Genomic DNA, 21,891 nt, shown 5'->3' with positions numbered 1-21,891 from the left:
TAATGGATCTGACGTCCGGGCGGATCAGTAAGCGATAGACTCAGTCTGATTGCCGCTGTCTGCGACTAAAGTGCTGTCAAATGACGCTAAATCCTGACGCTGTGGCTAAACCTCGTGCCGATCTGCGGCGAATCGTCCAGAAAGGGAGGCGGACATAGCAAAATCCCCGGCACATCAGCCAGTTAACCTGTCGCCACCACTGTTAAAAAAATCGACAGTCGAACGGCTCGGGCGGGTTAAAACGAGACAAAAATGGCCAAAAACATTTAAACTTGTCGGCTTTTAGAATTCTGACGGTGTAGCCCGGCGCAAGCGTGCAGAAACAGCTATAGTTATCACCAGACTTTAGAGCCATGACTTTGCAGACCCGTTGCTGCGATAAATTCCGCTGTTCATTTGCCCGGAGCCGATAAGCGTTAAAAGAGGTTAATTTTGCAGACAGAGCTCTCCTGGAAAACACTCCACCAGATTATTAATCAGACCATCTCTGACATGCTGGATGAACATCAGTCGATTAACGTCCTCTCTTTACGGGCGAGGCTGCGTGAACTGGCTGAGAAAGAGGAGGATGAAATGATGGTGCTGTGTTACTGGCAGGCGACTAAAATTCTGATGCGATTACCGACTACCGTAACGGCCAGCCAGCTAATGGCCGCGGCGCGCCATGCTTTCCGGACACCTCTCAATCACGATCCGCTTTAGCTGTCACCGCGCAGCATCCGCTGTGCCGCAGAAAAATTCCGCATTTAACCGATGAAAGCCCCGCATTTACAGCAGTTTATGACCGCTGCCTGTTGCTATGCTGCCGGTTGCGTTGCCGCTGTGATCGTCCGGCGACGCCTTCATCCGTTGATTGAGGAATGCGAATGGGTATTAAAAGTTATGCCGCGCTCCAGCCCGGCGAAGCGCTACAGCCTTATGAGTATCAGCCCGGACCGCTCCAGTCAGAAGACGCTGAGGTCGCGGTAGAATACTGCGGCATCTGTCACTCCGATCTCTCGATGATTGATAATGCCTGGGGCGGATCGACCTATCCGCTGGTGGCGGGACATGAGGTGATCGGCCGCATCGTGGCATTGGGCGACGGTGCGCAGCACAAAGGGCTGCATATTGGTCAGCGCGTCGGCATCGGCTGGACGGCAAAAAGTTGCCATTACTGTGATGCCTGCCTGAGCGGCGATCAGGTTAATTGCCGTCGCGGCAAAGTCTCCACCATCAATAATCACGGCGGATTTGCCGAGCGACTGCGGGCAAACTGGCAATGGGTGATCCCGCTGCCGGAAGCGCTGGATGCCGCCACCGCAGGCCCGCTGCTGTGCGGCGGCATGACGGTATTCAAACCGTTGCTGATGCACAACATCTCAGCGCTCAGCCAGGTCGGGGTGATCGGTATCGGCGGGTTGAGCCACATGGCGATCAAAATCCTGCGCGCGCTGGGGGCTGACGTGACCGCTTTCACCTCGAGCAGCGAAAAGACGCCATCCTTACTGGCGCTGGGGGCAAACCAGGTGGTCGACAGCCGCGATCCTCAGGCGCTGACGGCGCTGGCGGGACAGTTTGATTTAATCATCAACACCGTTGCGGTCGATCTTGACTGGCAGCCCTATTTCAGCGCGCTGGCGCCGCATGGAAAATTTCATACGCTGGGTGCGGTGATGACGCCGTTCAGCGTGCCGGCCTTTAGCCTGATTGTGGGCGATCGCAGCCTGAGCGGTTCTTCCACCGGTTCACCGGTTCAGCTACGGGCGCTGTTAAAGCTGGCGACCCGCGCTGATATTGCCCCGGTGGTGGAGTATTTCCCGATGTCGCAGATCAATCAGGCGCTCGACCATTTGCGCGCCGGGAAAGCTCACTATCGCATTGTGCTGAAGGCCGATTTTTGATTGTCAGACATTAGTTTGCGGCTGCCGGGTCCTGGCGCCGCTGTTTTTCCTGAACTCTGTTAAAATTAATCCTTTACGCCACTTTGCAGGATGCAGCTTCAGGAGAAACTATGTTGTGGATTTGGAACGCCCTGATTGTTCTGGCCACCGTTATCGGGATGGAGATAACGGCTGCGCTGGCGCACAGATATATCATGCATGGCTGGGGTTGGGGCTGGCATCTTTCACATCACGAGCCGCATAAGGGCTGGTTTGAACTCAACGATCTCTACGCGGTGTTGTTTGCCGGTCTGGCGATTTTACTGATCTATCTCGGCAGCGTTGGCGTCTGGCCACTGCAGTGGATTGGTGCCGGCATGACGGTTTATGGTCTGCTCTATTTCATGGTACATGACGGGCTGGTGCATCAGCGCTGGCCGTTCCGCTACATTCCGCGTCGCGGCTATTTCCGCCGACTCTATATGGCGCACCGGATGCATCATGCGGTGCGCGGTAAAGAGGGCTGTGTCTCGTTTGGCTTCCTGTATGCGCCGCCGCTGTCAAAGCTGCAGGCGACGCTGCGCGAACGTCACGGCGCTAAAGCGGGCGCTGCCACAGATCGGCAGGACGAGGAGCATGACGCGCCAGCCGGGAAGTAATCGCCTGGCCTGAGGCCGCCACCAGCAGCGCCAGTTTCTCGGGTGTGCTGGTGGACTGGCGCTGATCCCACGCCTGCTGACCCGCTTCATCAACCTTCATGCCAATCTTACGATAAACCTGCTTCGCCGTGGCAATCGCCCATGCCGAGCGCAACGGTAATCCGCTCAGGCCCGCCGTGGCAGAGTGATAATAGGGTTCGGCGTGCTGCACCAGCCGCCGTGCAACCCGGCTCAGCGCCTGACGATGTTCCGGTGAGGCCAGGTTTTCCGTCGTCAATCCCTCTTCTGCCAGCCAGGTCGCCGGCAGATAACAGCGTCCCGCCTGCGCATCGTCGACGATATCACGCGCAATATTGGTCAGCTGAAAGGCGAGGCCCAGATCGCAGGCGCGATCGAGAGTAGCGTTATCCCGTACTCCCATAATCTGCGCCATCATCAGACCCACCACACCCGCCACGTGATAGCAGTAGCGCAGGGTATCATCCAGCGTCTGGTAACGAGCGCCACGCACATCCATCGCAAAGCCGGCCAGATGATCGAAGGCGTAGGCGGGCAGGATATCATGCGCCATGGCCACTTCCTGAAAAGCGGCAAACGCCGGCTCATGCATCTGCGAACCGGCGTAGGCCTGGCGCGTTTTCATCTCCAGCTGGGCCAGTCGCTGCTCGGGTGATTGCAGCGAGGGGGAATCGCTACTGAAACCCAGCTGCTGATCGTCAATCACGTCGTCGCAGTGGCGGCACCAGGCGTAGAGCATCAGCACGCTGCGCCGGGTTTTGGCATCAAACAACTTTGAGGCGGTAGCAAAGCTTTTCGATCCCACCTCCATGGTTTCTACCGCATGATCGAGTAATGACGCATTATTCAAGCCAGATCCTCCAGCATTAAACCTGCGGTTGCTTTAGCCGAACCAATGACGCCGGGAATGCCTGCACCCGGATGCGTCCCCGCGCCCACCAGATAGAGATTGTCGATATGCTTATCGCGGTTGTGCGGCCGGAACCAGGCGCTCTGAGTCAGAATCGGTTCCACCGAGAAGGCCGATCCCTGATAAGCATTCAGCTCATCGCGGAAATCAAACGGCGTGAACATCCGATGGGTGACCAGCTGGCTGCGCAGACCCGGCATGTAATGCTGCTCAAGATAGTCAAAAATGCGATCGCGCAGCCGCGGACCTTCAACGGCCCAGTCAAGATTGGCCGTACCGAGATGCGGCACCGGTGCCAGCACGTAGTAGCTGCCGCAACCCGGCGGGGCCAGCGACGGATCGGTAACGCACGGCGCATGCAGATAGAGCGAAAAGTCGTCAGCCAGCGCATCGCGATTAAAAATCTCGTCGATTAACTCGCGGTAGCGCGGGCCGAAGCAAACGGTGTGGTGGGCGAGCTGATCGTGATGATGATTAAGGCCGAAGTAGAGCACAAACAGCGAGTTACTCATTCTTTTGCCCTGCAGCGTCCGGCCCTGTGCGGCGGATGCCGGGTGCTGACTCAGCAGATCAAGATAGGTATGCACTACATCAGCATTTGAGGCGACGGCGGTCGTCGGGAACACCCGTCCATCCTGCAGGTGTACGGCGGCAATGCTGTTATCCTGCGTCTCCAGCCGCGCCACTCTGGCGTTCAGTTCCACTTCACCGCCCAGATCTTCAAACAGTTTCACCATGCCCTGCACCAGCGCGCCGGTGCCACCGCGTGGGAACCAGACGCCCCATTCACGTTCCAGCGCATGAATCAGGGTATAAATTGATGAGGTGGCAAACGGATTACCGCCAACCAGCAGCGAGTGGAAAGAGAACGCCTGACGCAGATGTTCATCTTCGATGTAGCTCGCCACTTTGCTGTAAACACTGCGCCACGCCTGCAATTTAGCCAGCTGTGGCGCGGCGCGCAGCATATCGCGGAACGATAAAAACGGCACGGTACCGAGCCTGAGGTAACCTTCGGCAAACACCGCGCGGGAATAAGCCAGAAAGCGGCGATAGCCTTCAACGTCGCGCGGATTAAAGGCGGCAATTTGCGCCTCAAGCGCCGGTTGATCGTTGTCGTAGCTGAACACCTTGCCGGATTCCCAGCACAGGCGATAAAACGGTTTAACCGGCAGCAGTTCAACGTAATCGGACAGCTTTTTGCCGGCCAGGGTGAATAGCTCTTCAATCGCGCTGGGATCGGTGATCACCGTCGGGCCAGCGTCAAAAGTAAAACCCTGATCCTGATAAACATAGGCGCGGCCGCCCGGCTTATCACGCTGTTCCAGCAGTCTTGTCGGAATACCCGCGGCCTGCAGGCGGATTGCCAGCGCCATGCCACCAAAGCCTGCACCAATTACTGTGGTTCTTTTCATTGCATCGCCTGTTGACGGTGAGGAGTCATAATAGCCTGTAACGCCGCCAGTACGGGAACCGGTGGCTTGCCGCTTAAAATGCGCAGCCGATCAGGCAAAGTGAGTTTTCCCGCATAAAAACGGGCGATCAGGTCCTCGGGCAGACCGTAAAACCGCTGCATTACCTGCCAGCGACTATCGGCCGGACCGGCCAGAAAAAGCATACGATTCAGCATGCGAAAGAAGCGCTGCTGTTGCCATGTCTGGCTGGCGAAGAGCTGAATCGTGGCGTGCAGGGTATCGGAATTAAACAGCGTCATCTGCGATAACCGATCGGCCAGCGCCACCGCCAGCGGTAACGAATAGCCGGTGGTGGGATGGAACAGACCGGCGCGTAACCCGCTGCACGGTCGATCGCGCTGTTGCCAGAAGGCATCAATGTCACCGGTCAGGGTAATCGGCAGCGCGCCCTGTTCTTCACGCAGCAGTCGCGTTAACTGCCATCCCTGGCGTTCAGCGTAGTCGCGGATATTCTGCCGGGCGCGATCGGCGCTCAGCGTGGCATCGTCAATATAGTGGGTATCTTCAATCAGTAAGGTGTCGGCTGAAAATGGCAGGCTGTAGACAAAGCGATAGCCCGCCTGTTGATCGACCGTGGCATCCATGATGATCGGCGTGCTCAGGCCGTGCGGCTGACTCAGTTGCCACTCCTGACCGACAAACGCCTGAAACCCCATGCGTAATGCCGCCTCCGGCTGATAACCCCGACCATCAATTACCGCGCTGGCCTCCAGCGACCGGCCATCGGCCAGCGTCACCGACCGTGAGGCCACGCTTTCCACCCGGGTGTCCAGCATCAGATCCTGTTGAAAGCGATCGTGCATCACTGCGGCGAAACGTTCCGCTGTGACGCAGAAGTAGCCGCTGTTGAGGCTGCGGGTGCGGTGCGGAAAACGGACCTGATAACCCGGCCAGTGATGAACCACCAGCGGGGCGATCCAGCGGTGCTGGGTTTCGCTGAGATCCTCGGCGTGGAACGACCAGGTATGTCCGGCACCCGGCTGGCGCTCAGCGTCAATCAGCAGGATGCGCAGCGAGGGATGCTGCTGGCGCAGACGTAAGGCTATTAAGCCATTAGCCAGACCGGCGCCGACCAGAATCAGATCATACGACGGCATAATCCCTCCGGCTCACTACCGGCCTGCGGGTCAGCACCGCCTGCTCAACAATCGCTGCCGCCAGCGCGCTGCCGCCGGCTTCGGCCACGGCGTTGCGCATCCGCAGCATCTGCTGCCGGTAGCGGTCGTCAGCCAGCAGCGCCTGCAGCTGCCGCGCCAGGGCATGGCTGGTGGTGAAGCGTGAGGCGCGACGTCCCACACCGTGATAGACAATGCGTGCGGCGACGCCGGGCTGATCAAAGGCCAGCGGGATCGCCAGCAGCGGGGTCAGATGATTAATCGCATCCAGCACGGTATTCATGCCGCCGTGGGTAATCGCCAGATCGGCCTGCGCAAGCGCCGCCGCCTGATCGGCAAAATCCACCACCTGCGTCTGGCTGGCGCGTGCCAGTTTCGCCGCCTGAAACGGCGTCAGGCGGCCGCAATGCGCCAGCAGCAGCTGTGCATCCAGCTCCTGACAGGCCCGGACGATGGTTTTGAACAGAGCGTAACGGTGTCCCTGCAGCGTGCCGAGCGAGGCGAAAATGCGCGGTTTATCGCCGTGCGGGAAGTAGTGCGGCGCAGAGGAAGACGACGGCTGAATGGCGCGCAGTGGCCCGACTGCGTGGAAATGGTCCGGTAACGACTGACGCGGAAAGTCGAATGCCGGGATCAGCTGGCTGATCTGTGCCAGCGGAGAGAAACAGTGGTGCAGTTTTTCCCGTGGCGCTAATCCCAGCGCATGGGCATTGCGGGCGATAACCCGGTCATGACGGCGCATCAGCCAGTCATAGATTTTTTCACTGGTGCGATAACGCTCCAGTGCCGCATCGCTGGTGCCATAGTCAAACGGCATCACCGCCAGCGGGAAATCAGCTTCACGGTTGAGCGGCAGGGCGCAGGCAACCGAGACATAAGGCAGATCCAGCGCTTCGGCTGCCAGTGCGCCGGCGGGCTCCATCTGATCGACGATCACCCCATCAACCGCCAGCGTGTTAAGCACCACCGGCAGCTCACGGCACAGCATATCGCTGGTGCGGGCCATTTCGTTGATCAGCTTCAGCATCGACGGACCCAGCGGATGCGCCGCCAGTTGCAGAGTATGCGCCAGGCTGCCGGCCGGATGGCTGGCTAATCCCAGCGGGAAAAAACCGATGTCGCTGTCGCTCAGTAGGGCCTTAACGTCGATCTGCTGGATAAACGTCACGCGATGTCCGCGTGCGATCAGGGCCTGGCTGAGATGCTGAAGCGCGCGAACATGGCTAAAGAAAGGCGGCGCAATCACCGCAAAGTGGCTCATGCAGCATCCTTAACTGACGGCAGCGAGTTTTTTCTCAAACCAGGCCTGAATGAAATGTTGAGTGGCATAGCCGTCCTGGCACGCCAGTAACAGATGTTCACTGGCGCAACGCAAATGGTCGCGCAGGCGATTTTCCACCGCCTGCGCACCCAGCAGATTGACCAGCGTCGATTTGCCCGCATCCTGGTTACAATCCTTTCCGGTATCGCTCATGCCATCGGTTAAATCGTCCAGCAACTGAAACGCCTGGCCGAGATTGAGCGAGAACCGGTGCAGCTGTTCACGCACTTCATCCGAGGCACCGGCGGCAATCGAGGCCATCTGCATTGAGGCGCAGAACAGGGTGCTGGTTTTAAAGTGATTGGTCATCAGAATGGCATCAGCGCTGCGCGGTTTATCGCCTTCCGAGAGATCTTTAAACTGTCCCTGCACCAGCCCCTGCATGCCAATCGCGTGGGAAAGTTCACTCACTGCCTGGGTTCGGGCGCTGGCGGACAGGCTCTCGGCCGTGGCGATCACCCCAAAGGCTTTACTCAGCAACGCGACCGCCGCCAGAATCGCCACGTGTTCGCCATACTGACAGTGGATGGTAGGGCGTCCGCGCCGCATCTGCGCGTCATCCATGCAGGGCATATCATCCAGAATAAGCGAAGCGGCGTGGACCATCTCTACCGCGCAGGCGAGATCCAGCAAGCCGTGCGGACTTGCTTCACAGCCCAGATCGCGTGCCGCCAGCAGCAGCAGCATCGGACGAATACGTTTACCCGGTGCCAGCGCGCCTTCGCGCATTGCCGCACCAACAAAATCACGTTCACCTTCAACCGGCAATAAAGAATCGAGTCGTTGTTCAATATCATTCAACAGGTGTGCTGCATCGCTGTGGGTGGAATTGACGTGTTTTTCTGCGCAGACCGTCATTAAGGCTGTCCTTATCTACAGAGGAATTCACAGCAGGTCGAAATTATTCGATGCCATCTTTAATAATCGTCCCCGGCTGCCATAGCATAGTTGGCAGGTTTTCAAAGAACGGCGGGTCAATCCATTCAAACAATAATAGTTGAAGATCGGGAAAAAGTTGGGGAATTCAGCAGCATTCAGCGTTTCTTTACCTGAATTTTCACCGCTGAGCGTCGCCTGATTCAGCCTGAATTATCCGAGTAAGCTGCGTAGCTGACTGATTATTCCGGCAACCTCGTCAGCGCTTAATGCGCCATCTTTAGCGAAACGGACAATGCCCTGGCGATCAATCACCGCTACCGCCGCGTTGCCCGGTTTTAGCTGCCAGCTGTGCGCTGTTACGCCGCTATTATCAATAATAAACTGCTGCCATGGTGCCGCTTTTTTGCTGGCTGCAATACTGCGAACCACAAACAGGCTGCTGCCGGGCAGGGCATCATCGGTATTGACGATGGTGGTGGTCTGGAAACCCTGATGCGGTAAATTCGCCTGCTGAATGGCCTCGATTAATCCCGCGCTCTGCTCTTTGGCCGACAGACGACCCGCGACATGAATAATTAACCTGACTTTGCCGGTCAGGGTCTGGCTATTCCAGCGCTGGTAATTTACATCGCCCTGATCAATCACCATTTCGCCTTTATCGGCAATATAAACCGAGGGAACGGGCTGACCGGGCACCAGAGTATGTGCGCCACTCAAGGCTGAAAAAAATAGCAGACTCATCAATCCATAACGGCGCACGGTATCCTCACTTCGTTGTCTGATTGTGGAGGGCAGATCACCTGTTTTCATTGGCAGGCAGATGATTAGTAACACATCCTTGTTTCAGATCAATAAATGCCGGTAAGAAATGGACCGAGAATGCAGGCTGATTTGTTGTTCAGGAGGTTGGAAATGAGTACAGCATTAATGACATTACCTGAATTTGCGCAGTATATCGGCATCGAAACGCCTGCGCTGGCGCGTGCGTTTTGCTGTCGCGGATCGCTGGCCGGCGTGCCGCTGCCCCAGGCACTGGATGACGCGCCCCTGACCCAGCGTCACTGGCTCCGCGATGATGTTCGCCAGTTTAAGCATGCGTTTAAGCGGGTTAAGGCGATGCAGCAGCAACAGCCGCAATAGCAGACCGGACAGAGCCGAAAATAAATAGTGCGGGAAAGGTTCCCGCGCTTTGTTATGCCGCGCTGTCAGGTTTGAGCAGGAAGCAGATCAGATTGGCGTCGCGATCGCCGACAATTTCCATGTTCTCGTCCACGCCGCTCACCGCGTCACCGCGCGACAGCCGCTCCTCACCGATCCGAATCACGCCTTCCAGCACGGTAATGTAAGCGACAAAACCGGGCAGCGACGGCACCTCAAGCGTATGACCGCGCTCCAGCAGGGCGTCAAAGATATAGGCATCCTGCCGCAGTTCCAGCGGCGCATCGGAGGTTTCCGGCCCCGCCAGTTCGGTCCAGCCGTTAGCCATAATGCCCTGGTCACGTTCCAGCACTTGCGTCATGCCTTCACCGCCGCGATGAGCCGGCCGGATCACCGCCTGCAACAGTTCTGCTTCATACAGCGGAACCGACTCTTCATACTGCACACCCTCACCGGCGTTCACCAGCATCACCCGTTTCGCGGAGAGTGAGGTGCTTTCGCCGTTGCTGTCCTGATGGCGCATTGAACCGCGCCACAGATAGGTAAAGACCTCTTCATCACGATGTTGCTGCATTGGAATGCGTGCATCGAGTTTCAGCGTCATCAGGTCAACGCTGACCAGCGGGCTTAAGGCCTCGCCTGGCCGCTGGCGGCGTACGGTAAACGGACCGTACTCAAACAGTTGTTCAGGATTCGCTCGCACGATGTTCATGATTCGCTCTTTCATCAAGGGGTCAATAATGACGATGATAACCGTTACGCAGGGAATGAGAAGCCGGCAGTTTTGCCGGGCCTCGTCAGTTAATTTGAATAACAAGCTGCCTGCCGGGAGGGCAGGCAGGACGCTTACTTGCCTTGTTCGTCGCTTTCGCCAAGGAAGAAATACCACAGCGGAATGGATAACAGGCCGGTAAATACCGTCGAGTAGAGCAGGATCATCATCGCCTGGGTGATGTACATGGTCAGCGACCAGCTGCTGAACGGAATCTGATACTGATCGATCACTCCGCCGATCATCGCATTTGCCATCACGGTGATCACAATCAGCGCCAGCACCGTCACGCTGCGCAGGAAATAGCGCATCTCTTTGCGTTTGACGGCGAAGCGCGCCTGAATAATCGCCAGCGGAGACTGTTTATCCGGCGCGGTATCGACACGCCGTTGCGCGCTGCGTTGCGCACTGCGCCAGCGCTGAATATCAAGCAGCACCAGCACCAGCAGGCTAATCCCCATCAGCGGCAAGGCATAGCCCAGCGCCAGCACCACGATCAGACTGACTCCCTGACCGTAACGCGGCAGCGCCAGCCAGGCTGACAACAGCGTTTGCGACGGGCTGAGCTGCGGCACCGCGGGACGGCGTATCCACCACATGCGGTAGCCCAGCACGATCATTGCGCACAGACCGAAACCAAACAGCGCCAGAATCAGCTGGTTAGGCAGGCCAAACAGCACGCCCATATGCGCATCTACGCCCCAGCGGGTCAGTTTTGCCACCAGTGGGAAATGGGCGAACTCCACCCGATCGACCAGGCTAAAATCGTTGGGATTAATCGAGACAGCATCGACCTGGCTCGGCCAGCTGCGATCAATCTCAGAGATGGTCCACGCCTGATTGGGGGTTTTCGGCTGACGTAACTCCAGCTTATCAGCATGCAGACCGGCCTGACGCGCGGCGTCGAGGGCGCGATCCCAGTTGCCGTCCGGCTGATTTGGCAGCGCGGGCGCGGCTTTTCGGGCCGGCATCGCCATATCGCCCATGGTCATGCCTTCATCGTTGCCACGATGGTCAGCATGCGGATCGGCCGGTGCCGCCGGTGCGTCACCGTTGAGCGCAGTATTGACCTGCGGCGTCATCCAGCCAAGATCGCTGCGCATTTTCTCAATATTATTGCCCGCCCACTGCGACCAGGTCAGTCCGGTAACCGAAAAGAACACCAGCCCGACCGCCAGCACCAGCCCCAGCGTAACGTGCCAGTGACGCAGAGCGGTAAAACCACGGCGCGGTTTTCTGGCAGAACGGCGTGGCCGGGTGCCGAGCCATAACACCACGCCGCCGAGTGCCGCCACCCACAGCCAGGAGGCGGCCAGTTCGCTGTAGTTGCGACCGAAATCGCCTAACAGCAAGCCGCGGTGCAATTGGTCGAGCCACATCCGCAGCGGCAATACGCCGCTGGTGCCGTAAACCGTCATGTCACCCTTCACCTGCAGGGTATAGGGATCGATAAACAGTGAACGCGATTCTGACGGGCCGAGGTCGCGCCCGGAGAACTGCACCCGGGTGGTATCCTGCGGACCCGGTGCCGGTCGAACGGCATAGATACGTGCGTTTTCACCGGCACGCTGGCGGGCTGCGGCGATCTGCGCCGACAGCGGTTTCGCCACGCCGTGCGCGTCAGTGGTTAAGGCATCATGGTAGATCGCCTGCTCAATCTGCGGCGTCAGAACGTAGAGGGTACCGGTCAGCGCGGCGACAAAAATAAACGGCGCAATAAACAGGCCAATATAAAAATGCAGGCGGCGAAACAGATTTAACACCGCGCCGCGCGGTGCAGGGGTCATTTCCTGAGAAGAGGACATAGCATTCCACACTTTTCAAAAGACAGGACAAAGCTTCTGACGCCGTAACGCGTAAGAAGTACAGGTCAAAAAACAGTGAGGTTTACGCCAGTAGCGGGGGCGCACGCGGACGGTGGGTGCGCAGAGAGCGTCGCCGCCGCGGTGGAGCCGTGGCGGGCGGAGGTGGTGCCCGGGAGATCAGGCACATCCACCAGATGAACGGGATAAACACCCATAACATCAGCGGCACATGAATCAGTAAATCGCAGTAGCCGCAGGCGAAACCGGGCGCCATCATCTCATGGCCGGCCATCGGCATGTCGCTGTGATGATCCATCATCGCCATCTCACCGTGATGGTCCATCATCACCCTATCGCCGCTGATGACGGAGAGGCGCTGCAGGCTGGCGTGATGTTCCGCCAGATTTTTTGACACCATCGGCGCAACAAACAACAGCAGCACGGCCAGGATCGCAATACTGGCGGTGAGTCGTTGTCTGTCGGCAGGTGTTCGCATGATTTACATCAGAATAATAGGTCAGAATTCAGGGCGGCAGTGTAACGCGAAGGGGATAAAAGGGTTAAAGAAAGTGGCATAAATTCTGAAAAAATTCGCACAGTTTGAACATATTCACTTTAATTCTGCTGTCATTTAACCTGTTTGTTACTCTGGAAATACATAAGGCTAACATTGTTGCGCGCCAGAAGTGGGTCGGCTGCGTTTATTGCTGTCAAAAAGGATGAAAAATGAAAATTGTAATGCTGGATGGGGCTACGTTACCGGTTCCGTTGCCTGCGCTGCCGGGCTGCACAGACTGGCAGGTGCGGGAACAGACGGCGGAAGACGCCATCGTAAGCGCGCTGAAAGACGCCACCGTAGCGATCACCAATAAAGTGCCCCTGCGGGCGGCCACGCTTGAGCAACTACCGGCGCTGCGCTTTATCTGTGTTGCCGCAACCGGCTACGACTGTATCGATCTGGATGCCTGTCGGGCGCGTGGCATTGTGGTGAGCAACGTACCGGGTTATTCAACCCAGAGCGTGTCGGAAGGGGTCATTGCCGCGATTTTTGCCCTGCGGCGTCAGCTACCCGATTACGCCAGCACGACCCGGGCGGCGTGGCCAGAAGCGCAACATTTTTGCCTTCATCGTCAGCCGATTCAGGATATTGGCGGTGCGACGCTGGGTATTATCGGCAAAGGCGATATTGGTCAGGCGGTAGCAAAACTGGCGCAGGCGTTAGGCATGAAGGTGCAGTATGCCGAGCGCAAAGGCAGCACGACGCTGCGTGACGGCTACGTCAGTTTTGAGCAGATGCTGGCCAGCAGCGATATCATCTCGCTGCATTGTCCCCTGAGTGAGCAGACCCGACAGATGATTGACCGCGAGGCGCTGAGTAAAATGAAGCCGCAGGCGCTGTTGATCAATACCGCACGCGGCGGGCTGATTCATGAAGCGGATCTCGCTATGGCGTTGCAGCAGGGCCAGATCGGCGGGGCAGCGCTCGACGTCCTGAGCAGCGAACCCCCGGCCGTCGACAATCCGCTGCTGCAACCCGGCCTGGCGAATCTGCTGCTCACGCCGCATATCGCCTGGGCCAGTCAGAGTGGGGTGCATAATCTGATCGAGGGCATTACCGCTAATCTCACTGCCTTTCGCCACGGCCAGCCGATCAATGTGGTGAGCTGACTCAGAAAATTGAGCGGCCCAGTTTATCGGTCAGACACTCCAGCGCGGCGGTTCCGGCCAGTGAATTACCCGCGCTGTCCAGCCCCGGCGACCAGACCGCAATGCTCATTTCGCCGGGGATCACCGCAATAATCCCACCGCCAACCCCCGACTTGGCGGGCATCCCGACGCGCCAGGCAAACTCACCCGCACCGTCATACATGCCGCTGGTGATCATCAGCGCGTTAATCTGCCGCGCCTGACGCGGCGTAATCATCCGGCTGCCATCCAGCGTCAGCCCCTGGTTCGCCAGATAGACGAAACTGCGCGCCAGCTCAATACAGTTCATCGATAGCGAGCAGTATTGATATGGAAAGATGCAATAAATACAGAAGGTTATGTTTAAGCGGTTTTCTTGTGGGGCATGGGTGGGGCATTTTGTGAAAAATCAGCGTTCAGGAGAGCGACCTGATCGTGATTATTCTCGGTCATCCATTTACCGTAAACGTTATAAAGCATCTGCGCCGAAGAGTGCCCCATCTGGTGAGCAACAAAGTTTGGGTTGGCTCCGGCCGCAAGTGCCCAGCATGCAAAAGTATGCCGCGTTTCATATGACTTCCTCATTCTGACTCCAGCCTTCCTCAGCATCGTTCTCCAGGCGGCGTTGATTGTCCCTGATGTGTACCAGTCTGCCGTCCCACCATTACGGGTTGTGATCCTCGGTGAAAACACGAAAGTACACAGGTCTGTTCGCGTCGCCTCCTTCTGCCGCAGATGAATCGTTACCTCATGCTGTTGTCCCATTCTCGTCAGCACCATCTGTGACTTCAGCGCCTCAATAGCAGGGGCGGTCAGCTGAATGGTCCTGATGCCGGAGTCTGTTTTCGGCGGGTTGAAGTAATTCGTCATCGACTGCCCGCGCACTATCTTCACCGTCCAGTCCACAGTATCAATATCTTCCCACGCCAGAGAGATAATCTCTCCATGCCGCATACCGGTATTAACGGCAAAGATAATGAGATTTGTCATCTGCTCGGTGGGAGAGGCGGCGATCACCCTTGCGTACTCCTCACGGGTCAGCGGGTCAGGGGCTGGTCTGGATTTTTTCAGCGGCGCAAAAGTCTCCATCGGGTTTCTCTGCACATAGCCATTGGCCGCGGCGAACGAAAACATTCCCTTCAGACAGGCGAAGTATGAATTCACCGTTGGCACCGTTCTGCCTCTTCCGTTAGGTGCCGGGTTCCTTCCTCGCGGCCGCTGTATTCCCGTCAGCATCTCCTTCCTTGCAATCAGGATGTCTTCCTGCGTCACTGAGTCAGCCATCTTTTCATGGCCGATTACATCCAGGCATGATCCAACGTATGACCTGTAATGCCTCAGTGCGTTTGCGGTAAGGTCCATTTCCTTTACTGAAAGCCATTTGTTTGCCAGCTCAGCCAGTGTCACCAGCCTTCTCTGTACGCCATATTTACCGGCGCTCGGAGAGCCTGGAAACTGATCTGGATAGCTGAAGGTGCCGGTTTTTACCTGATAGCAAACAGAAGCCCTCAGCTCTCCTGCTGCCTTCCTGTTTTTCGGTGTATCTGGCAATCCCAGACCTTCCCTCACTCTCTTACCTTTATAAATGAACCATATGCGCAGAAACCCTCCGTGGTTTTCTACGCCTGTGGGGTATTTAGCCATCACTGCTCCTCGTTGTTGAAAGGGAGTCCATTTAAGCAGAAATGCGGCGGCGGATCGCCGGGCGCTGTTTCTCAATCCATTTATTTATTTCTGGCAGGCAGTACATGATCGGGCTGTTTTCTTTTGGCGCGAGGTCGGGAGCCACATGGCGATACTCCTTCCCCTCAAGCCAAGTTGACCGGCGCGCGTGCTGAATCATGTGCTTGGTCATGCCGGTTACTGTGGTAAGAACGGCCTCGGACACCCATTTATTGGGCATCAGCTGAACAACATTTTCCATATCTACTCCTTTGGCGGCTTACCGCGGATAAATGCGATGATTAGCAAAATTAAAAGGGCAAGGTCAGTTAAGAGCTCGCCCGGAGTGATTTCGTCGTAGGTGGTGGTCATTCCTCAGTGGGTACCATTTCAATATCTGACACAGTGGCTCCGGCTATGGATGACCAGAGCATGATGTGATCAATGCAATCACCTTCATCCTCTACCTCGAAAACCCTTTCAAAAGGCGTTCCATTCCATTTGGCTGTGACTTTTATATGCATAACAACTCCTCACGCAGAGCGCGATAGTGAATAGGGTTAGTGGGAATTAGTAGGAGACGAGGAGGAGTTTACGGTAAATGTCAGGGTCTACTTCTGGGTTGTGCCGAATATCTGAGTCCAGAGCCGCCACGATTATCTCGGCGTCCTGCTCTGAAAAATAATCTTCCCGATAGTCGTAAAACGCCGCTGCGCATACTCTACCGCCTAAAAGTTGAGTGCCAGCGTCAATAGGCGGCTCCTCCCCATCCTTGAACTCAACCACAAACGTCATCCTTTGGGCGTAAAAAAACCTGCCGAAGCAGGTCTGTTTTTTTCATGTCAGCAGCTCACATCTCTTTCGCACTAAATAAGTGATAACCCTGACTCGTTATGTCGCGCATGGCATTTTCGGCATCTACACCAATAATCTGACAATGACTCGGCGATCGCATGTCGAATGTGGCTATACTGGAATAGGATTTACCACCCATTTTCAGCACACCGTCAGGGAGACTGGCGCCGGAAATAACTATCATGTAATTGCCTTTTGTCTTTTTACAGCGGCAAATATCAACAATCACTTCCCTTCCTCCTTCTGATAAATCGGGTCAGTGCCGCGCGGGTACTGCAGCGCAACGTTCCTGTAATGCTGCAAGCGATCACGGAAGTGCGGCTTCAGCGCTTCCTGCTGCTGCATCTCCACCTCCATGGCGATAACCGGCATATTCATACACTCCTTGTACGCTACTCCTGACGCGGCTAAATCAACGTTAATCCTGTCTCGCTCTTCTCTGCTGCGTGCTGCTAAGTTGTGTGACATGGTGATGTCCTCCTGTGGGGAGTATATCGCGATTATGATGCAGCGTTTTGGAAGTGCTCCACTGCTTTAGCGTAAATGCTTTTAATTGTTGTCCAGCTGACAGGCACCTCTACCAGGATTCGTCCGCTTCCATCACAATTCTCGCATTCATCATCGCCAAAACATTCAGTACAGGGAATCGATGTTTCTTCGGTGAACTCACCCATCAACGCAGCCTTGGCTCCGTTTTCAGCCGTAAGTCTGAGTGGCATGAATGAACCCTTGCGCAGCTCCAGCAGCTCCTCATCCTGAGCCTTGATGCGAGCAATTAGAGTCAGGATTGTTTCGGGATTTGTTGCTGCGATGAATGTTGCATCGTTATCATTTCGCCAATGAGAAAGGTTGCCCGTATCCTCATTCCTGACTAACGGTCCCATATCATTGTCAGTGGCAAACACAATCTCAACATCACCAGCTTCACCACTGAACGCCACCATCGAATGACCGTGACTATCAATCCACCATTTACCAGGTGTAGCCTTCTTGGCCAGCTCGACTAACTCATCCAGATCTTTCATTTTACGCTCTTATCCTTTACGCATCTGAGGTCTGATTTTCGCCATGCTATGTGGCGTCGGGCGGGAAGGGTTCGGTTAAGCATTTAGTCCTCCACCTGATAACCGGCTGCGCGGATGGCTTCTGCACATCCATCTATAGCGGCATTGTGCGTCAATAAAATGGTCATTTGCTGCGTGTCGCATCCTGGAAAGATATGCTCCTTGTTCGGCAACTTAACCGGCGGCGCAGTCAGCGCGGCCAGCGCGTCACGCTCCTTATAAACGCGCATCGCCGCCTCAGCATCCTCACGAAACATGCAGTCGATAATGCCCTCGCTCAATCCTTCTTCATTGCGGCGATACAGCGTCCAGAACTGCGCTACACTGTCATCGCACATTGACACATCGTCACCATCGGCAACGCATGCTGATACGTAGTAATTGCTCATTCTCTTACCCCTCATGCCGTTGTCAGGCTCAATGCCGCGGCGAAAATAGTTAGTCGCCGTGATAGCGGCGTGCTGCCCATTCCGGATAGGCAGGGTTGGTATCTCTGACCGGCATGTCATGCTTGCTGTGCCGGTTGCGCTCGATTGCTTCCTGATGCTCGACGTACTTAGTCAGGCGCCGCTCCGTGGCTTCCTGCACCCATTCCTTTGTCTGCTCAGTGGTCCGTACTGATAGCGACACCCTCACGCCTTTCTTCGCCAGAATCTGCTGCTGTGCGTCCTGCATCGCTAATATCCATCTGCGCTGTGATTCCGTTTCATCAGGACGTGCAGAGTCCGCCGAGGAGTCGGTGATGGTCATGAGGGTGCCTTATTGGTGGGTGTTATTTAACGAGGCGCTGCCAGATGGCGGATACGTATTTCGCCTGGTGGATTGCGTCGGCTAGCGCGTTGTGCCGGGTTCCTTCAAAGGGCATGTCCCGCTTAGGATCGAAACCTATTGCTTTGCCCAGCTCAACGATTGTTCGCACGTCCCGGTCATTCCACCAATTCCACGGTGGGTTTTGTCCGGTCATCTGATACGCGCTGCGAAGGATGACGCAGTCAAAAGAAGCTCCATTCCCCCAAACCTGAACAAACTTGCTGTTCGTGTTTTCGAAGATGAAGTCATTGAAGCGTGATAGTGCAGTCGAAAGCTCTAGCGGGTTATCAAGGAGCGAACTCCGAGCCTCTTCGCTTTGCCCCATCCACCACATAATTGTTGATGAATCCGGCCGGGCGCGATGACGCATTGATGACTCAAGCGAGACATTCACCTGAAACTGATCACCGGTCGCGCCTGATGCTGGGTCAAAGAAGACCGCGCCGATTGAAACGACAGGGGCGTAGGTGCCATTACCCATCGTTTCGAGGTCAACCATTAAGTTATTCATTTTCATCCTTAAAATGGAATGTCGTCGTCAAAATCCATCGGCGGCTCATTGTTTGCCGGTGGAGTAGATTGCCCAGCCTGCTGCTGCGGACGCTGCTGCTGATTTTGCTGTGGTCGGTTTCCCTGACCACCTTCCTGTTTGCCACCCAGCATCTGCATGGTGCCGCCCACATTCACCGTAACCTCGGTGGTGTAGCGTTCCTGCCCACCCTGGTCTTGCCACTTGCGTGTACGTAGCTGGCCTTCGATATAGACCTGAGAACCTTTGCGGAGGTATTCACCTGCAACCTCAGCAGGCTTCCCAAACAGCACCACGCGGTGCCATTCGGTTACTTCCTTGTTCTCGCCTGTCTGCTTGTCACGCCAGCTCTCAGAGGTTGCCAGCGTTATGTTTGCCACTGCGCCACCATTGGGCAGGTAACGCACTTCCGGATCCTGACCAAGATTGCCGACCAGGATTACTTTATTGACTCCACGACTCGCCATTTATGCCGCCTTGCTAAGTTCTGCGCCGCGGGTTTTAAACACCTCGACGCACTTCTGTTGATGTTCAGCAGAGGAAGCCAGAGCATTCCACGCTGGTTTATAGATGCCCTTTAGGTCATCAAGGGTTGCGCACTCAGCTGCCTGAGCGGTGAAATCGGCAAGGATGTCATCTGCAGGACGCGCTGCAGGTGATTGAGGTGTTGCTGGGGTGTCTGTTTTAGAATTTGCGGGTGGTAGCGCCCATGATGGCAATGTAGGGGGTTGCCACCAAAGCTCCCTGAATTGCTGGGTTTTCTTGTCTTTGAATGATGCTCTATTCCATCCCTGACGCTTCTCTGCGGATGCCTCTGCAAAGTTCTCTTCAAGGCCATACAGGTAGCGACCAATTCCCCACTGAACGGCAGATCTCTTCATCGAGCCAGACATTCCGCCTTTAACGGCTTCAACCTGAGTTTTTTCAGCTCCGTCCCATTTAGCAATCCACTCATCTCCCACGCGAATCGAGATGCCGCACATCACGCCCCCATCGGGGCCGGGCTGGAACTCGTTTTTCCAGTTCTCTTTTCCGCAAACATCATCAAGGCGCTTCATGATCGCCCGGTTCGTTACGTAAGCCAGAACCATCGCCCACGCCTTGCCACTACCAGCTATGCCGCACTGCTGAACGCGCCACTCAATGTCTTCAGGCGGAAACGGCTCATCTAAACGTGAAAGCTCCACAATTAACCCTCCATTCTCTCTGCCTGTCGCTCCGTACGGTAATCAGCCGCCGCATCCATTGCAGCCTGCTGTGGCGTCATCTCATCAAGCACTGGCTCTAAGATGGCCTTCATCATTTCGAAGAAATAGATATCCGGATCAATCATGCTGCGTGCTCCTGGTGAATTGTGTAACCCTGCTCTGTGAGCCACTCCATGACGTCTTTGATATCAAGCTGGTTAAGTACCTGCTTGCCGCTGAAGTCGAGCAGAGAGACCTCATCTGCTTCTATAATCATCATGCCGGGGCGATATCCGGCGCGCGTCTTAAGCTCGCCACATTCAATCTTCATTTTCATTTCAGCGCCCTCCGCAGCAGTTGCATCGCCATAGCCCACTTGGCACCATCGCCGAACAGATGAGCCTCTCTTGAAAGCTCCTGAGCCTTCGTGAAGTAACGTGATTTCATGGCTGACCTCTTTGATTCAGGGTGTCGATAAGGTTGCGCCAGCTAGTGCGGAGGCGGCGTGTGATGGTGTCGAGGAGGGATTCAGAGCAGCCAGCAACAGGCCACCCTGCAACTGCGAGCTGTTGCATGGCTTATTCCTTTGTGTGAATGGATTAATTGGTTTTTAGGAAAAATTCGCCGTGGTTTTCTTGAGCGAATTCTTGATATTTTTTTATTGCATCTTCCTTTTTGGCGAATAAACCTAGATAAATTTTCTTTCCATCTAGCTTGCCAGTGGCTCTCCATCTGCGCTTCCGCTTAACCCAATCAACGCCTTTGCAGCCAGACGTGTTGGCGCAAGAGAGCTTGCTGTTCATCATGTTCTGGGAGTAATCAGCCTCCCTTAGATTGGAGAATCGATTGTCGCGCTTATCGCCATTTATGTGGTCAATGAGTTTTTCTGGTGGCTTGCCGGTCATGTAATACCAGGCGAGCCTGTGGGCGAAGTAAATGCGCCTGTTTATGCATATCCGAGTGTAATCAGAGCCGCTATTTGAGCCTGCCGGCCTTTCTTTTTGGTATTTGGTGAGTGCTTTCTTTGTGAACAACCCAGTATCAGGGTCATAATGAAAGTTCTTTGTGAGCTCATCCCAAGAAAGGTGGGCGCTCATGTCTAATGGCTTCACTTTTCTATTCCCTCAAAAAGAAGGGAGCCATTGCGGCCCCCAGAAGGATGATACGATTCTCTCTCTAAAGCGTATGGTGCGTAGCACCTCAAAGCCGTCTGAGTAGGCGGCTTTACGGTGTCACTCAATGTCACAGAGATATTCAAAATCTCCACATGAGGTGGTTCCTTCACTGGACTCCGACTGGACTGGCGCGCGTACTAAAACGGCATCCATCCCGCCCCAGTCGCGACTCAGCTTCCACTGCTTAGGCGGCGTTCTTCCAAGCGACGCAAAGACTGCTGCTCGATCGGTATCAAACCTCGCCCTGCCATCCATGACAAAGAATTCAAACTCCTGCATCTCAACCTCCTGCTATAAACCCCAGCCCCATCAACACACCAATAGCTATCCAGCCGATAAAACAGTCAGCGTTGCTCATGGTGAGCTCCAAATAAAAAAGGCCGCGTTAGGCGACCAGTTTGAATTCGTTTTCCTCGCACCACTTCCTGGCACCATTAATTCCTGCCATTTGCGTAAGGCAGGTGCCATCCTGGACAACATCGAAGCAAGCAGCGCGGTAGTAGATATCGAAGCCACAGTGAGACGCCACTTTGCGCTCCGGCTCGTAATACTCCGGTCCGTAACCTTTACCTCCCTTGAACCAGATGTTTTGATATTTGGTCATGATTATCTCGCCGTTACGATGTCTTTTGAGTTGCGATACCCGGCAGCGAATATCGCGATTTCTGGTAAGCACTGTGATGTGCTCTCATGCCTGTCACGCAGAGAAGGGGAGATAACTGCTTTCTCTACTCTCTGGTTGCAGCTGGATAAGGTGCTGACGATGCGGCGCTCGAAGCCTTGCTGTTGCAGCTTCATTGCCCGATGCTCAACTGCGCGTTGCAGCTTCTTGCGTTGCTTGTTGTTCATGTTGCCTCCGGTAATTGGCTTAGGTGGTGTGATGGCTGGCGTCGAGATTGCCAGCTTCCGTGGAGGTCTTTTTTGTCAGGCTGCCGGGATCGGCCGCAGT

At 55.7% G+C, this 21,891-nt stretch carries 32 protein-coding genes and 1 pseudogene; 5 read left to right on the top strand and 28 right to left on the bottom strand.

What is annotated here, in order from left to right:
• Nucleotides 1-432 precede the first annotated feature (432 nt).
• The 3 genes from ABIB18_RS13910 (at nucleotide 433) to ABIB18_RS13900 (ending at nucleotide 2,521) form a co-directional block, all read left to right on the top strand.
• Nucleotides 433-702, top strand: a complete 270-nt coding sequence (locus ABIB18_RS13910) for a hypothetical protein (RefSeq protein WP_031377566.1) — start codon at nucleotides 433-435, stop codon at nucleotides 700-702.
• A gap of 164 nt (nucleotides 703-866) precedes the next feature.
• A complete protein-coding gene (gene ahr, locus ABIB18_RS13905) occupies nucleotides 867-1,883 on the top strand; it encodes an NADPH-dependent aldehyde reductase Ahr (protein WP_354474478.1) in 1,017 nt (338 codons plus the stop codon).
• 110 nt (nucleotides 1,884-1,993) lie between these two features.
• Nucleotides 1,994-2,521: a sterol desaturase family protein gene (locus ABIB18_RS13900; RefSeq protein WP_069729139.1), complete on the top strand. Its 528-nt coding sequence runs from the start codon at nucleotides 1,994-1,996 to the stop codon at nucleotides 2,519-2,521.
• Here the strand turns inward: ABIB18_RS13900 and crtB are convergent.
• The 6 genes from crtB to ABIB18_RS13870 all read right to left on the bottom strand — a co-directional run bounded on the left by crtB (nucleotide 2,460) and on the right by ABIB18_RS13870 (nucleotide 8,980).
• Complete coding sequence (gene crtB, locus ABIB18_RS13895) at nucleotides 2,460-3,389, bottom strand: 15-cis-phytoene synthase CrtB (RefSeq protein ID WP_031377563.1); 930 nt, start codon at nucleotides 3,387-3,389, stop codon at nucleotides 2,460-2,462. The two genes, ABIB18_RS13900 and crtB, sit on opposite strands and share 62 nt — an antisense overlap.
• Nucleotides 3,386-4,864, bottom strand: a complete 1,479-nt coding sequence (locus tag ABIB18_RS13890) for a phytoene desaturase (protein WP_354474475.1) — start codon at nucleotides 4,862-4,864, stop codon at nucleotides 3,386-3,388. The genes crtB and ABIB18_RS13890 overlap by 4 nt, the downstream gene beginning before the upstream one ends.
• Nucleotides 4,861-6,021, bottom strand: a complete 1,161-nt coding sequence (gene crtY, locus ABIB18_RS13885) for a lycopene beta-cyclase CrtY (RefSeq protein WP_031377590.1) — start codon at nucleotides 6,019-6,021, stop codon at nucleotides 4,861-4,863. The genes ABIB18_RS13890 and crtY overlap by 4 nt, the downstream gene beginning before the upstream one ends.
• A complete protein-coding gene (locus tag ABIB18_RS13880; protein WP_279810365.1) occupies nucleotides 6,008-7,300 on the bottom strand; it encodes a glycosyltransferase in 1,293 nt (430 codons plus the stop codon). The genes crtY and ABIB18_RS13880 overlap by 14 nt, the downstream gene beginning before the upstream one ends.
• 9 nt (nucleotides 7,301-7,309) lie before the next feature.
• A complete protein-coding gene (locus tag ABIB18_RS13875; protein WP_069729142.1) occupies nucleotides 7,310-8,218 on the bottom strand; it encodes a polyprenyl synthetase family protein in 909 nt (302 codons plus the stop codon).
• Between the two features lie 231 nt (nucleotides 8,219-8,449).
• Nucleotides 8,450-8,980 carry a YtfJ family protein gene (locus ABIB18_RS13870; RefSeq protein ID WP_031377560.1) on the bottom strand — a complete coding sequence of 177 codons (531 nt, stop codon included), beginning with the start codon at nucleotides 8,978-8,980 and terminating at the stop codon, nucleotides 8,450-8,452.
• Nucleotides 8,981-9,151: 171 nt separating this feature from the next.
• Between ABIB18_RS13870 and ABIB18_RS13865 the strand changes: the two genes are divergently transcribed.
• Nucleotides 9,152-9,379, top strand: a complete 228-nt coding sequence (locus ABIB18_RS13865; RefSeq protein WP_031377559.1) for a hypothetical protein — start codon at nucleotides 9,152-9,154, stop codon at nucleotides 9,377-9,379.
• Between the two features lie 52 nt (nucleotides 9,380-9,431).
• On the opposite strand, the gene ABIB18_RS13860 is transcribed toward ABIB18_RS13865, so the two are convergent.
• From ABIB18_RS13860 to ABIB18_RS13850, 3 genes are all read right to left on the bottom strand, one after another.
• The gene (locus ABIB18_RS13860; protein WP_089562284.1) at nucleotides 9,432-10,109 is read right to left on the bottom strand and encodes a pirin family protein; all 678 of its coding nucleotides are present in this window, start codon (nucleotides 10,107-10,109) and stop codon (nucleotides 9,432-9,434) included.
• A 134-nt stretch (nucleotides 10,110-10,243) separates the two neighbouring features.
• The gene (locus ABIB18_RS13855) at nucleotides 10,244-11,974 is read right to left on the bottom strand and encodes a DUF2534 family protein (RefSeq protein ID WP_354474471.1); all 1,731 of its coding nucleotides are present in this window, start codon (nucleotides 11,972-11,974) and stop codon (nucleotides 10,244-10,246) included.
• Nucleotides 11,975-12,056: 82 nt separating this feature from the next.
• A complete protein-coding gene (locus tag ABIB18_RS13850; RefSeq protein WP_354474469.1) occupies nucleotides 12,057-12,470 on the bottom strand; it encodes a DUF2946 domain-containing protein in 414 nt (137 codons plus the stop codon).
• Nucleotides 12,471-12,700: 230 nt separating this feature from the next.
• Between ABIB18_RS13850 and ABIB18_RS13845 the strand changes: the two genes are divergently transcribed.
• Nucleotides 12,701-13,642 (top strand): D-2-hydroxyacid dehydrogenase, encoded by a 942-nt coding sequence (locus ABIB18_RS13845; protein ID WP_354474467.1) that lies wholly within the window; start codon nucleotides 12,701-12,703, stop codon nucleotides 13,640-13,642.
• A gap of 1 nt (nucleotide 13,643) precedes the next feature.
• Here the strand turns inward: ABIB18_RS13845 and ABIB18_RS13840 are convergent.
• The 19 genes and pseudogenes from ABIB18_RS13840 to ABIB18_RS13745 form a co-directional block, all read right to left on the bottom strand.
• A pseudogene (locus ABIB18_RS13840) lies at nucleotides 13,644-13,991 on the bottom strand (glutaminase); the annotation flags it as partial.
• Nucleotides 13,992-14,023: 32 nt separating this feature from the next.
• The gene (locus tag ABIB18_RS13835; RefSeq protein WP_354474465.1) at nucleotides 14,024-15,304 is read right to left on the bottom strand and encodes a site-specific integrase; all 1,281 of its coding nucleotides are present in this window, start codon (nucleotides 15,302-15,304) and stop codon (nucleotides 14,024-14,026) included.
• Between the two features lie 31 nt (nucleotides 15,305-15,335).
• Nucleotides 15,336-15,584, bottom strand: coding sequence for an excisionase family protein (gene xisR / locus ABIB18_RS13830; RefSeq protein WP_094119077.1), 249 nt, complete (start codon nucleotides 15,582-15,584; stop codon nucleotides 15,336-15,338).
• A gap of 308 nt (nucleotides 15,585-15,892) precedes the next feature.
• Entirely contained in the window at nucleotides 15,893-16,108 is a 216-nt protein-coding gene (locus ABIB18_RS13820) for a hypothetical protein (RefSeq protein ID WP_354474461.1), read from the bottom strand.
• Nucleotides 16,109-16,172: 64 nt separating this feature from the next.
• Entirely contained in the window at nucleotides 16,173-16,406 is a 234-nt protein-coding gene (locus ABIB18_RS13815; protein ID WP_354474459.1) for a hypothetical protein, read from the bottom strand.
• On the bottom strand, nucleotides 16,403-16,645 hold the full coding sequence (locus ABIB18_RS13810) for a DNA polymerase III subunit theta (RefSeq protein WP_354474457.1): 243 nt from the start codon (nucleotides 16,643-16,645) through the stop codon (nucleotides 16,403-16,405). Before ABIB18_RS13810 ends, ABIB18_RS13815 begins: the two co-directional genes overlap by 4 nt.
• Before the next feature lie 32 nt (nucleotides 16,646-16,677).
• Nucleotides 16,678-17,202: an ead/Ea22-like family protein gene (locus tag ABIB18_RS13805; RefSeq protein ID WP_354474455.1), complete on the bottom strand. Its 525-nt coding sequence runs from the start codon at nucleotides 17,200-17,202 to the stop codon at nucleotides 16,678-16,680.
• Between the two features lie 83 nt (nucleotides 17,203-17,285).
• Entirely contained in the window at nucleotides 17,286-17,630 is a 345-nt protein-coding gene (locus ABIB18_RS13800) for a hypothetical protein (protein WP_354474454.1), read from the bottom strand.
• 49 nt (nucleotides 17,631-17,679) lie between these two features.
• The gene (locus ABIB18_RS13795; RefSeq protein WP_354474452.1) at nucleotides 17,680-17,991 is read right to left on the bottom strand and encodes a hypothetical protein; all 312 of its coding nucleotides are present in this window, start codon (nucleotides 17,989-17,991) and stop codon (nucleotides 17,680-17,682) included.
• A gap of 22 nt (nucleotides 17,992-18,013) precedes the next feature.
• Nucleotides 18,014-18,562: a 3'-5' exonuclease gene (locus ABIB18_RS13790; protein WP_354474450.1), complete on the bottom strand. Its 549-nt coding sequence runs from the start codon at nucleotides 18,560-18,562 to the stop codon at nucleotides 18,014-18,016.
• Nucleotides 18,563-18,570: 8 nt separating this feature from the next.
• A complete protein-coding gene (locus ABIB18_RS13785) occupies nucleotides 18,571-19,047 on the bottom strand; it encodes a single-stranded DNA-binding protein (RefSeq protein ID WP_354474448.1) in 477 nt (158 codons plus the stop codon).
• Nucleotides 19,048-19,767, bottom strand: coding sequence for a Rad52/Rad22 family DNA repair protein (locus tag ABIB18_RS13780; protein ID WP_354474446.1), 720 nt, complete (start codon nucleotides 19,765-19,767; stop codon nucleotides 19,048-19,050).
• Nucleotides 19,768-19,769: 2 nt separating this feature from the next.
• On the bottom strand, nucleotides 19,770-19,913 hold the full coding sequence (locus tag ABIB18_RS13775; protein ID WP_354474444.1) for a hypothetical protein: 144 nt from the start codon (nucleotides 19,911-19,913) through the stop codon (nucleotides 19,770-19,772).
• The gene (locus ABIB18_RS13770) at nucleotides 19,910-20,104 is read right to left on the bottom strand and encodes a hypothetical protein (RefSeq protein WP_262287632.1); all 195 of its coding nucleotides are present in this window, start codon (nucleotides 20,102-20,104) and stop codon (nucleotides 19,910-19,912) included. Before ABIB18_RS13770 ends, ABIB18_RS13775 begins: the two co-directional genes overlap by 4 nt.
• 106 nt (nucleotides 20,105-20,210) lie before the next feature.
• The gene (locus tag ABIB18_RS13765; RefSeq protein ID WP_354474442.1) at nucleotides 20,211-20,342 is read right to left on the bottom strand and encodes a protease FtsH-inhibitory lysogeny factor CIII; all 132 of its coding nucleotides are present in this window, start codon (nucleotides 20,340-20,342) and stop codon (nucleotides 20,211-20,213) included.
• 24 nt (nucleotides 20,343-20,366) lie between these two features.
• On the bottom strand, nucleotides 20,367-20,879 hold the full coding sequence (locus ABIB18_RS13760; RefSeq protein WP_354474440.1) for an HNH endonuclease signature motif containing protein: 513 nt from the start codon (nucleotides 20,877-20,879) through the stop codon (nucleotides 20,367-20,369).
• A 120-nt stretch (nucleotides 20,880-20,999) separates the two neighbouring features.
• The gene (locus ABIB18_RS13755) at nucleotides 21,000-21,221 is read right to left on the bottom strand and encodes a hypothetical protein (RefSeq protein WP_354474438.1); all 222 of its coding nucleotides are present in this window, start codon (nucleotides 21,219-21,221) and stop codon (nucleotides 21,000-21,002) included.
• 106 nt (nucleotides 21,222-21,327) lie between these two features.
• Nucleotides 21,328-21,546, bottom strand: a complete 219-nt coding sequence (locus ABIB18_RS13750) for a hypothetical protein (protein WP_354474436.1) — start codon at nucleotides 21,544-21,546, stop codon at nucleotides 21,328-21,330.
• 2 nt (nucleotides 21,547-21,548) lie between these two features.
• A complete protein-coding gene (locus ABIB18_RS13745; RefSeq protein ID WP_143789000.1) occupies nucleotides 21,549-21,791 on the bottom strand; it encodes a transcriptional antitermination N peptide in 243 nt (80 codons plus the stop codon).
• Nucleotides 21,792-21,891: the final 100 nt, after the last annotated feature.

Source organism: Pantoea sp. UYEF8 (genome assembly GCF_040546285.1).
Lineage (GTDB): Bacteria > Pseudomonadota > Gammaproteobacteria > Enterobacterales > Enterobacteriaceae > Pantoea > Pantoea brenneri.
Note: the sequence above shows the minus strand (reverse complement) of the source record. Positions and strands in the feature narration are given on the sequence as shown.

Coding starts and splice junctions, on each gene's coding strand:
- ahr (WP_354474478.1), top strand. CDS start 867: ATGGGTATTAAAAGTTATGCCGCGCTCCAGCCCGGCGAAGCGCTACAG.
- ABIB18_RS13900 (WP_069729139.1), top strand. CDS start 1,994: ATGTTGTGGATTTGGAACGCCCTGATTGTTCTGGCCACCGTTATCGGG.
- ABIB18_RS13890 (WP_354474475.1), bottom strand. CDS start 4,864: ATGAAAAGAACCACAGTAATTGGTGCAGGCTTTGGTGGCATGGCGCTG.
- crtY (WP_031377590.1), bottom strand. CDS start 6,021: ATGCCGTCGTATGATCTGATTCTGGTCGGCGCCGGTCTGGCTAATGGC.
- ABIB18_RS13880 (WP_279810365.1), bottom strand. CDS start 7,300: ATGAGCCACTTTGCGGTGATTGCGCCGCCTTTCTTTAGCCATGTTCGC.
- ABIB18_RS13875 (WP_069729142.1), bottom strand. CDS start 8,218: ATGACGGTCTGCGCAGAAAAACACGTCAATTCCACCCACAGCGATGCA.
- ABIB18_RS13870 (WP_031377560.1), bottom strand. CDS start 8,980: ATGAGTCTGCTATTTTTTTCAGCCTTGAGTGGCGCACATACTCTGGTG.
- ABIB18_RS13865 (WP_031377559.1), top strand. CDS start 9,152: ATGAGTACAGCATTAATGACATTACCTGAATTTGCGCAGTATATCGGC.
- ABIB18_RS13860 (WP_089562284.1), bottom strand. CDS start 10,109: ATGAACATCGTGCGAGCGAATCCTGAACAACTGTTTGAGTACGGTCCG.
- ABIB18_RS13855 (WP_354474471.1), bottom strand. CDS start 11,974: ATGTCCTCTTCTCAGGAAATGACCCCTGCACCGCGCGGCGCGGTGTTA.
- ABIB18_RS13850 (WP_354474469.1), bottom strand. CDS start 12,470: ATGCGAACACCTGCCGACAGACAACGACTCACCGCCAGTATTGCGATC.
- ABIB18_RS13845 (WP_354474467.1), top strand. CDS start 12,701: ATGAAAATTGTAATGCTGGATGGGGCTACGTTACCGGTTCCGTTGCCT.
- ABIB18_RS13835 (WP_354474465.1), bottom strand. CDS start 15,304: ATGGCTAAATACCCCACAGGCGTAGAAAACCACGGAGGGTTTCTGCGC.
- xisR (WP_094119077.1), bottom strand. CDS start 15,584: ATGGAAAATGTTGTTCAGCTGATGCCCAATAAATGGGTGTCCGAGGCC.
- ABIB18_RS13810 (WP_354474457.1), bottom strand. CDS start 16,645: ATGTCACACAACTTAGCAGCACGCAGCAGAGAAGAGCGAGACAGGATT.
- ABIB18_RS13805 (WP_354474455.1), bottom strand. CDS start 17,202: ATGAAAGATCTGGATGAGTTAGTCGAGCTGGCCAAGAAGGCTACACCT.
- ABIB18_RS13800 (WP_354474454.1), bottom strand. CDS start 17,630: ATGAGCAATTACTACGTATCAGCATGCGTTGCCGATGGTGACGATGTG.
- ABIB18_RS13795 (WP_354474452.1), bottom strand. CDS start 17,991: ATGACCATCACCGACTCCTCGGCGGACTCTGCACGTCCTGATGAAACG.
- ABIB18_RS13790 (WP_354474450.1), bottom strand. CDS start 18,562: ATGAATAACTTAATGGTTGACCTCGAAACGATGGGTAATGGCACCTAC.
- ABIB18_RS13785 (WP_354474448.1), bottom strand. CDS start 19,047: ATGGCGAGTCGTGGAGTCAATAAAGTAATCCTGGTCGGCAATCTTGGT.
- ABIB18_RS13775 (WP_354474444.1), bottom strand. CDS start 19,913: ATGATTGATCCGGATATCTATTTCTTCGAAATGATGAAGGCCATCTTA.
- ABIB18_RS13770 (WP_262287632.1), bottom strand. CDS start 20,104: ATGAAAATGAAGATTGAATGTGGCGAGCTTAAGACGCGCGCCGGATAT.
- ABIB18_RS13765 (WP_354474442.1), bottom strand. CDS start 20,342: ATGCAACAGCTCGCAGTTGCAGGGTGGCCTGTTGCTGGCTGCTCTGAA.
- ABIB18_RS13755 (WP_354474438.1), bottom strand. CDS start 21,221: ATGCAGGAGTTTGAATTCTTTGTCATGGATGGCAGGGCGAGGTTTGAT.
- ABIB18_RS13750 (WP_354474436.1), bottom strand. CDS start 21,546: ATGACCAAATATCAAAACATCTGGTTCAAGGGAGGTAAAGGTTACGGA.
- ABIB18_RS13745 (WP_143789000.1), bottom strand. CDS start 21,791: ATGAACAACAAGCAACGCAAGAAGCTGCAACGCGCAGTTGAGCATCGG.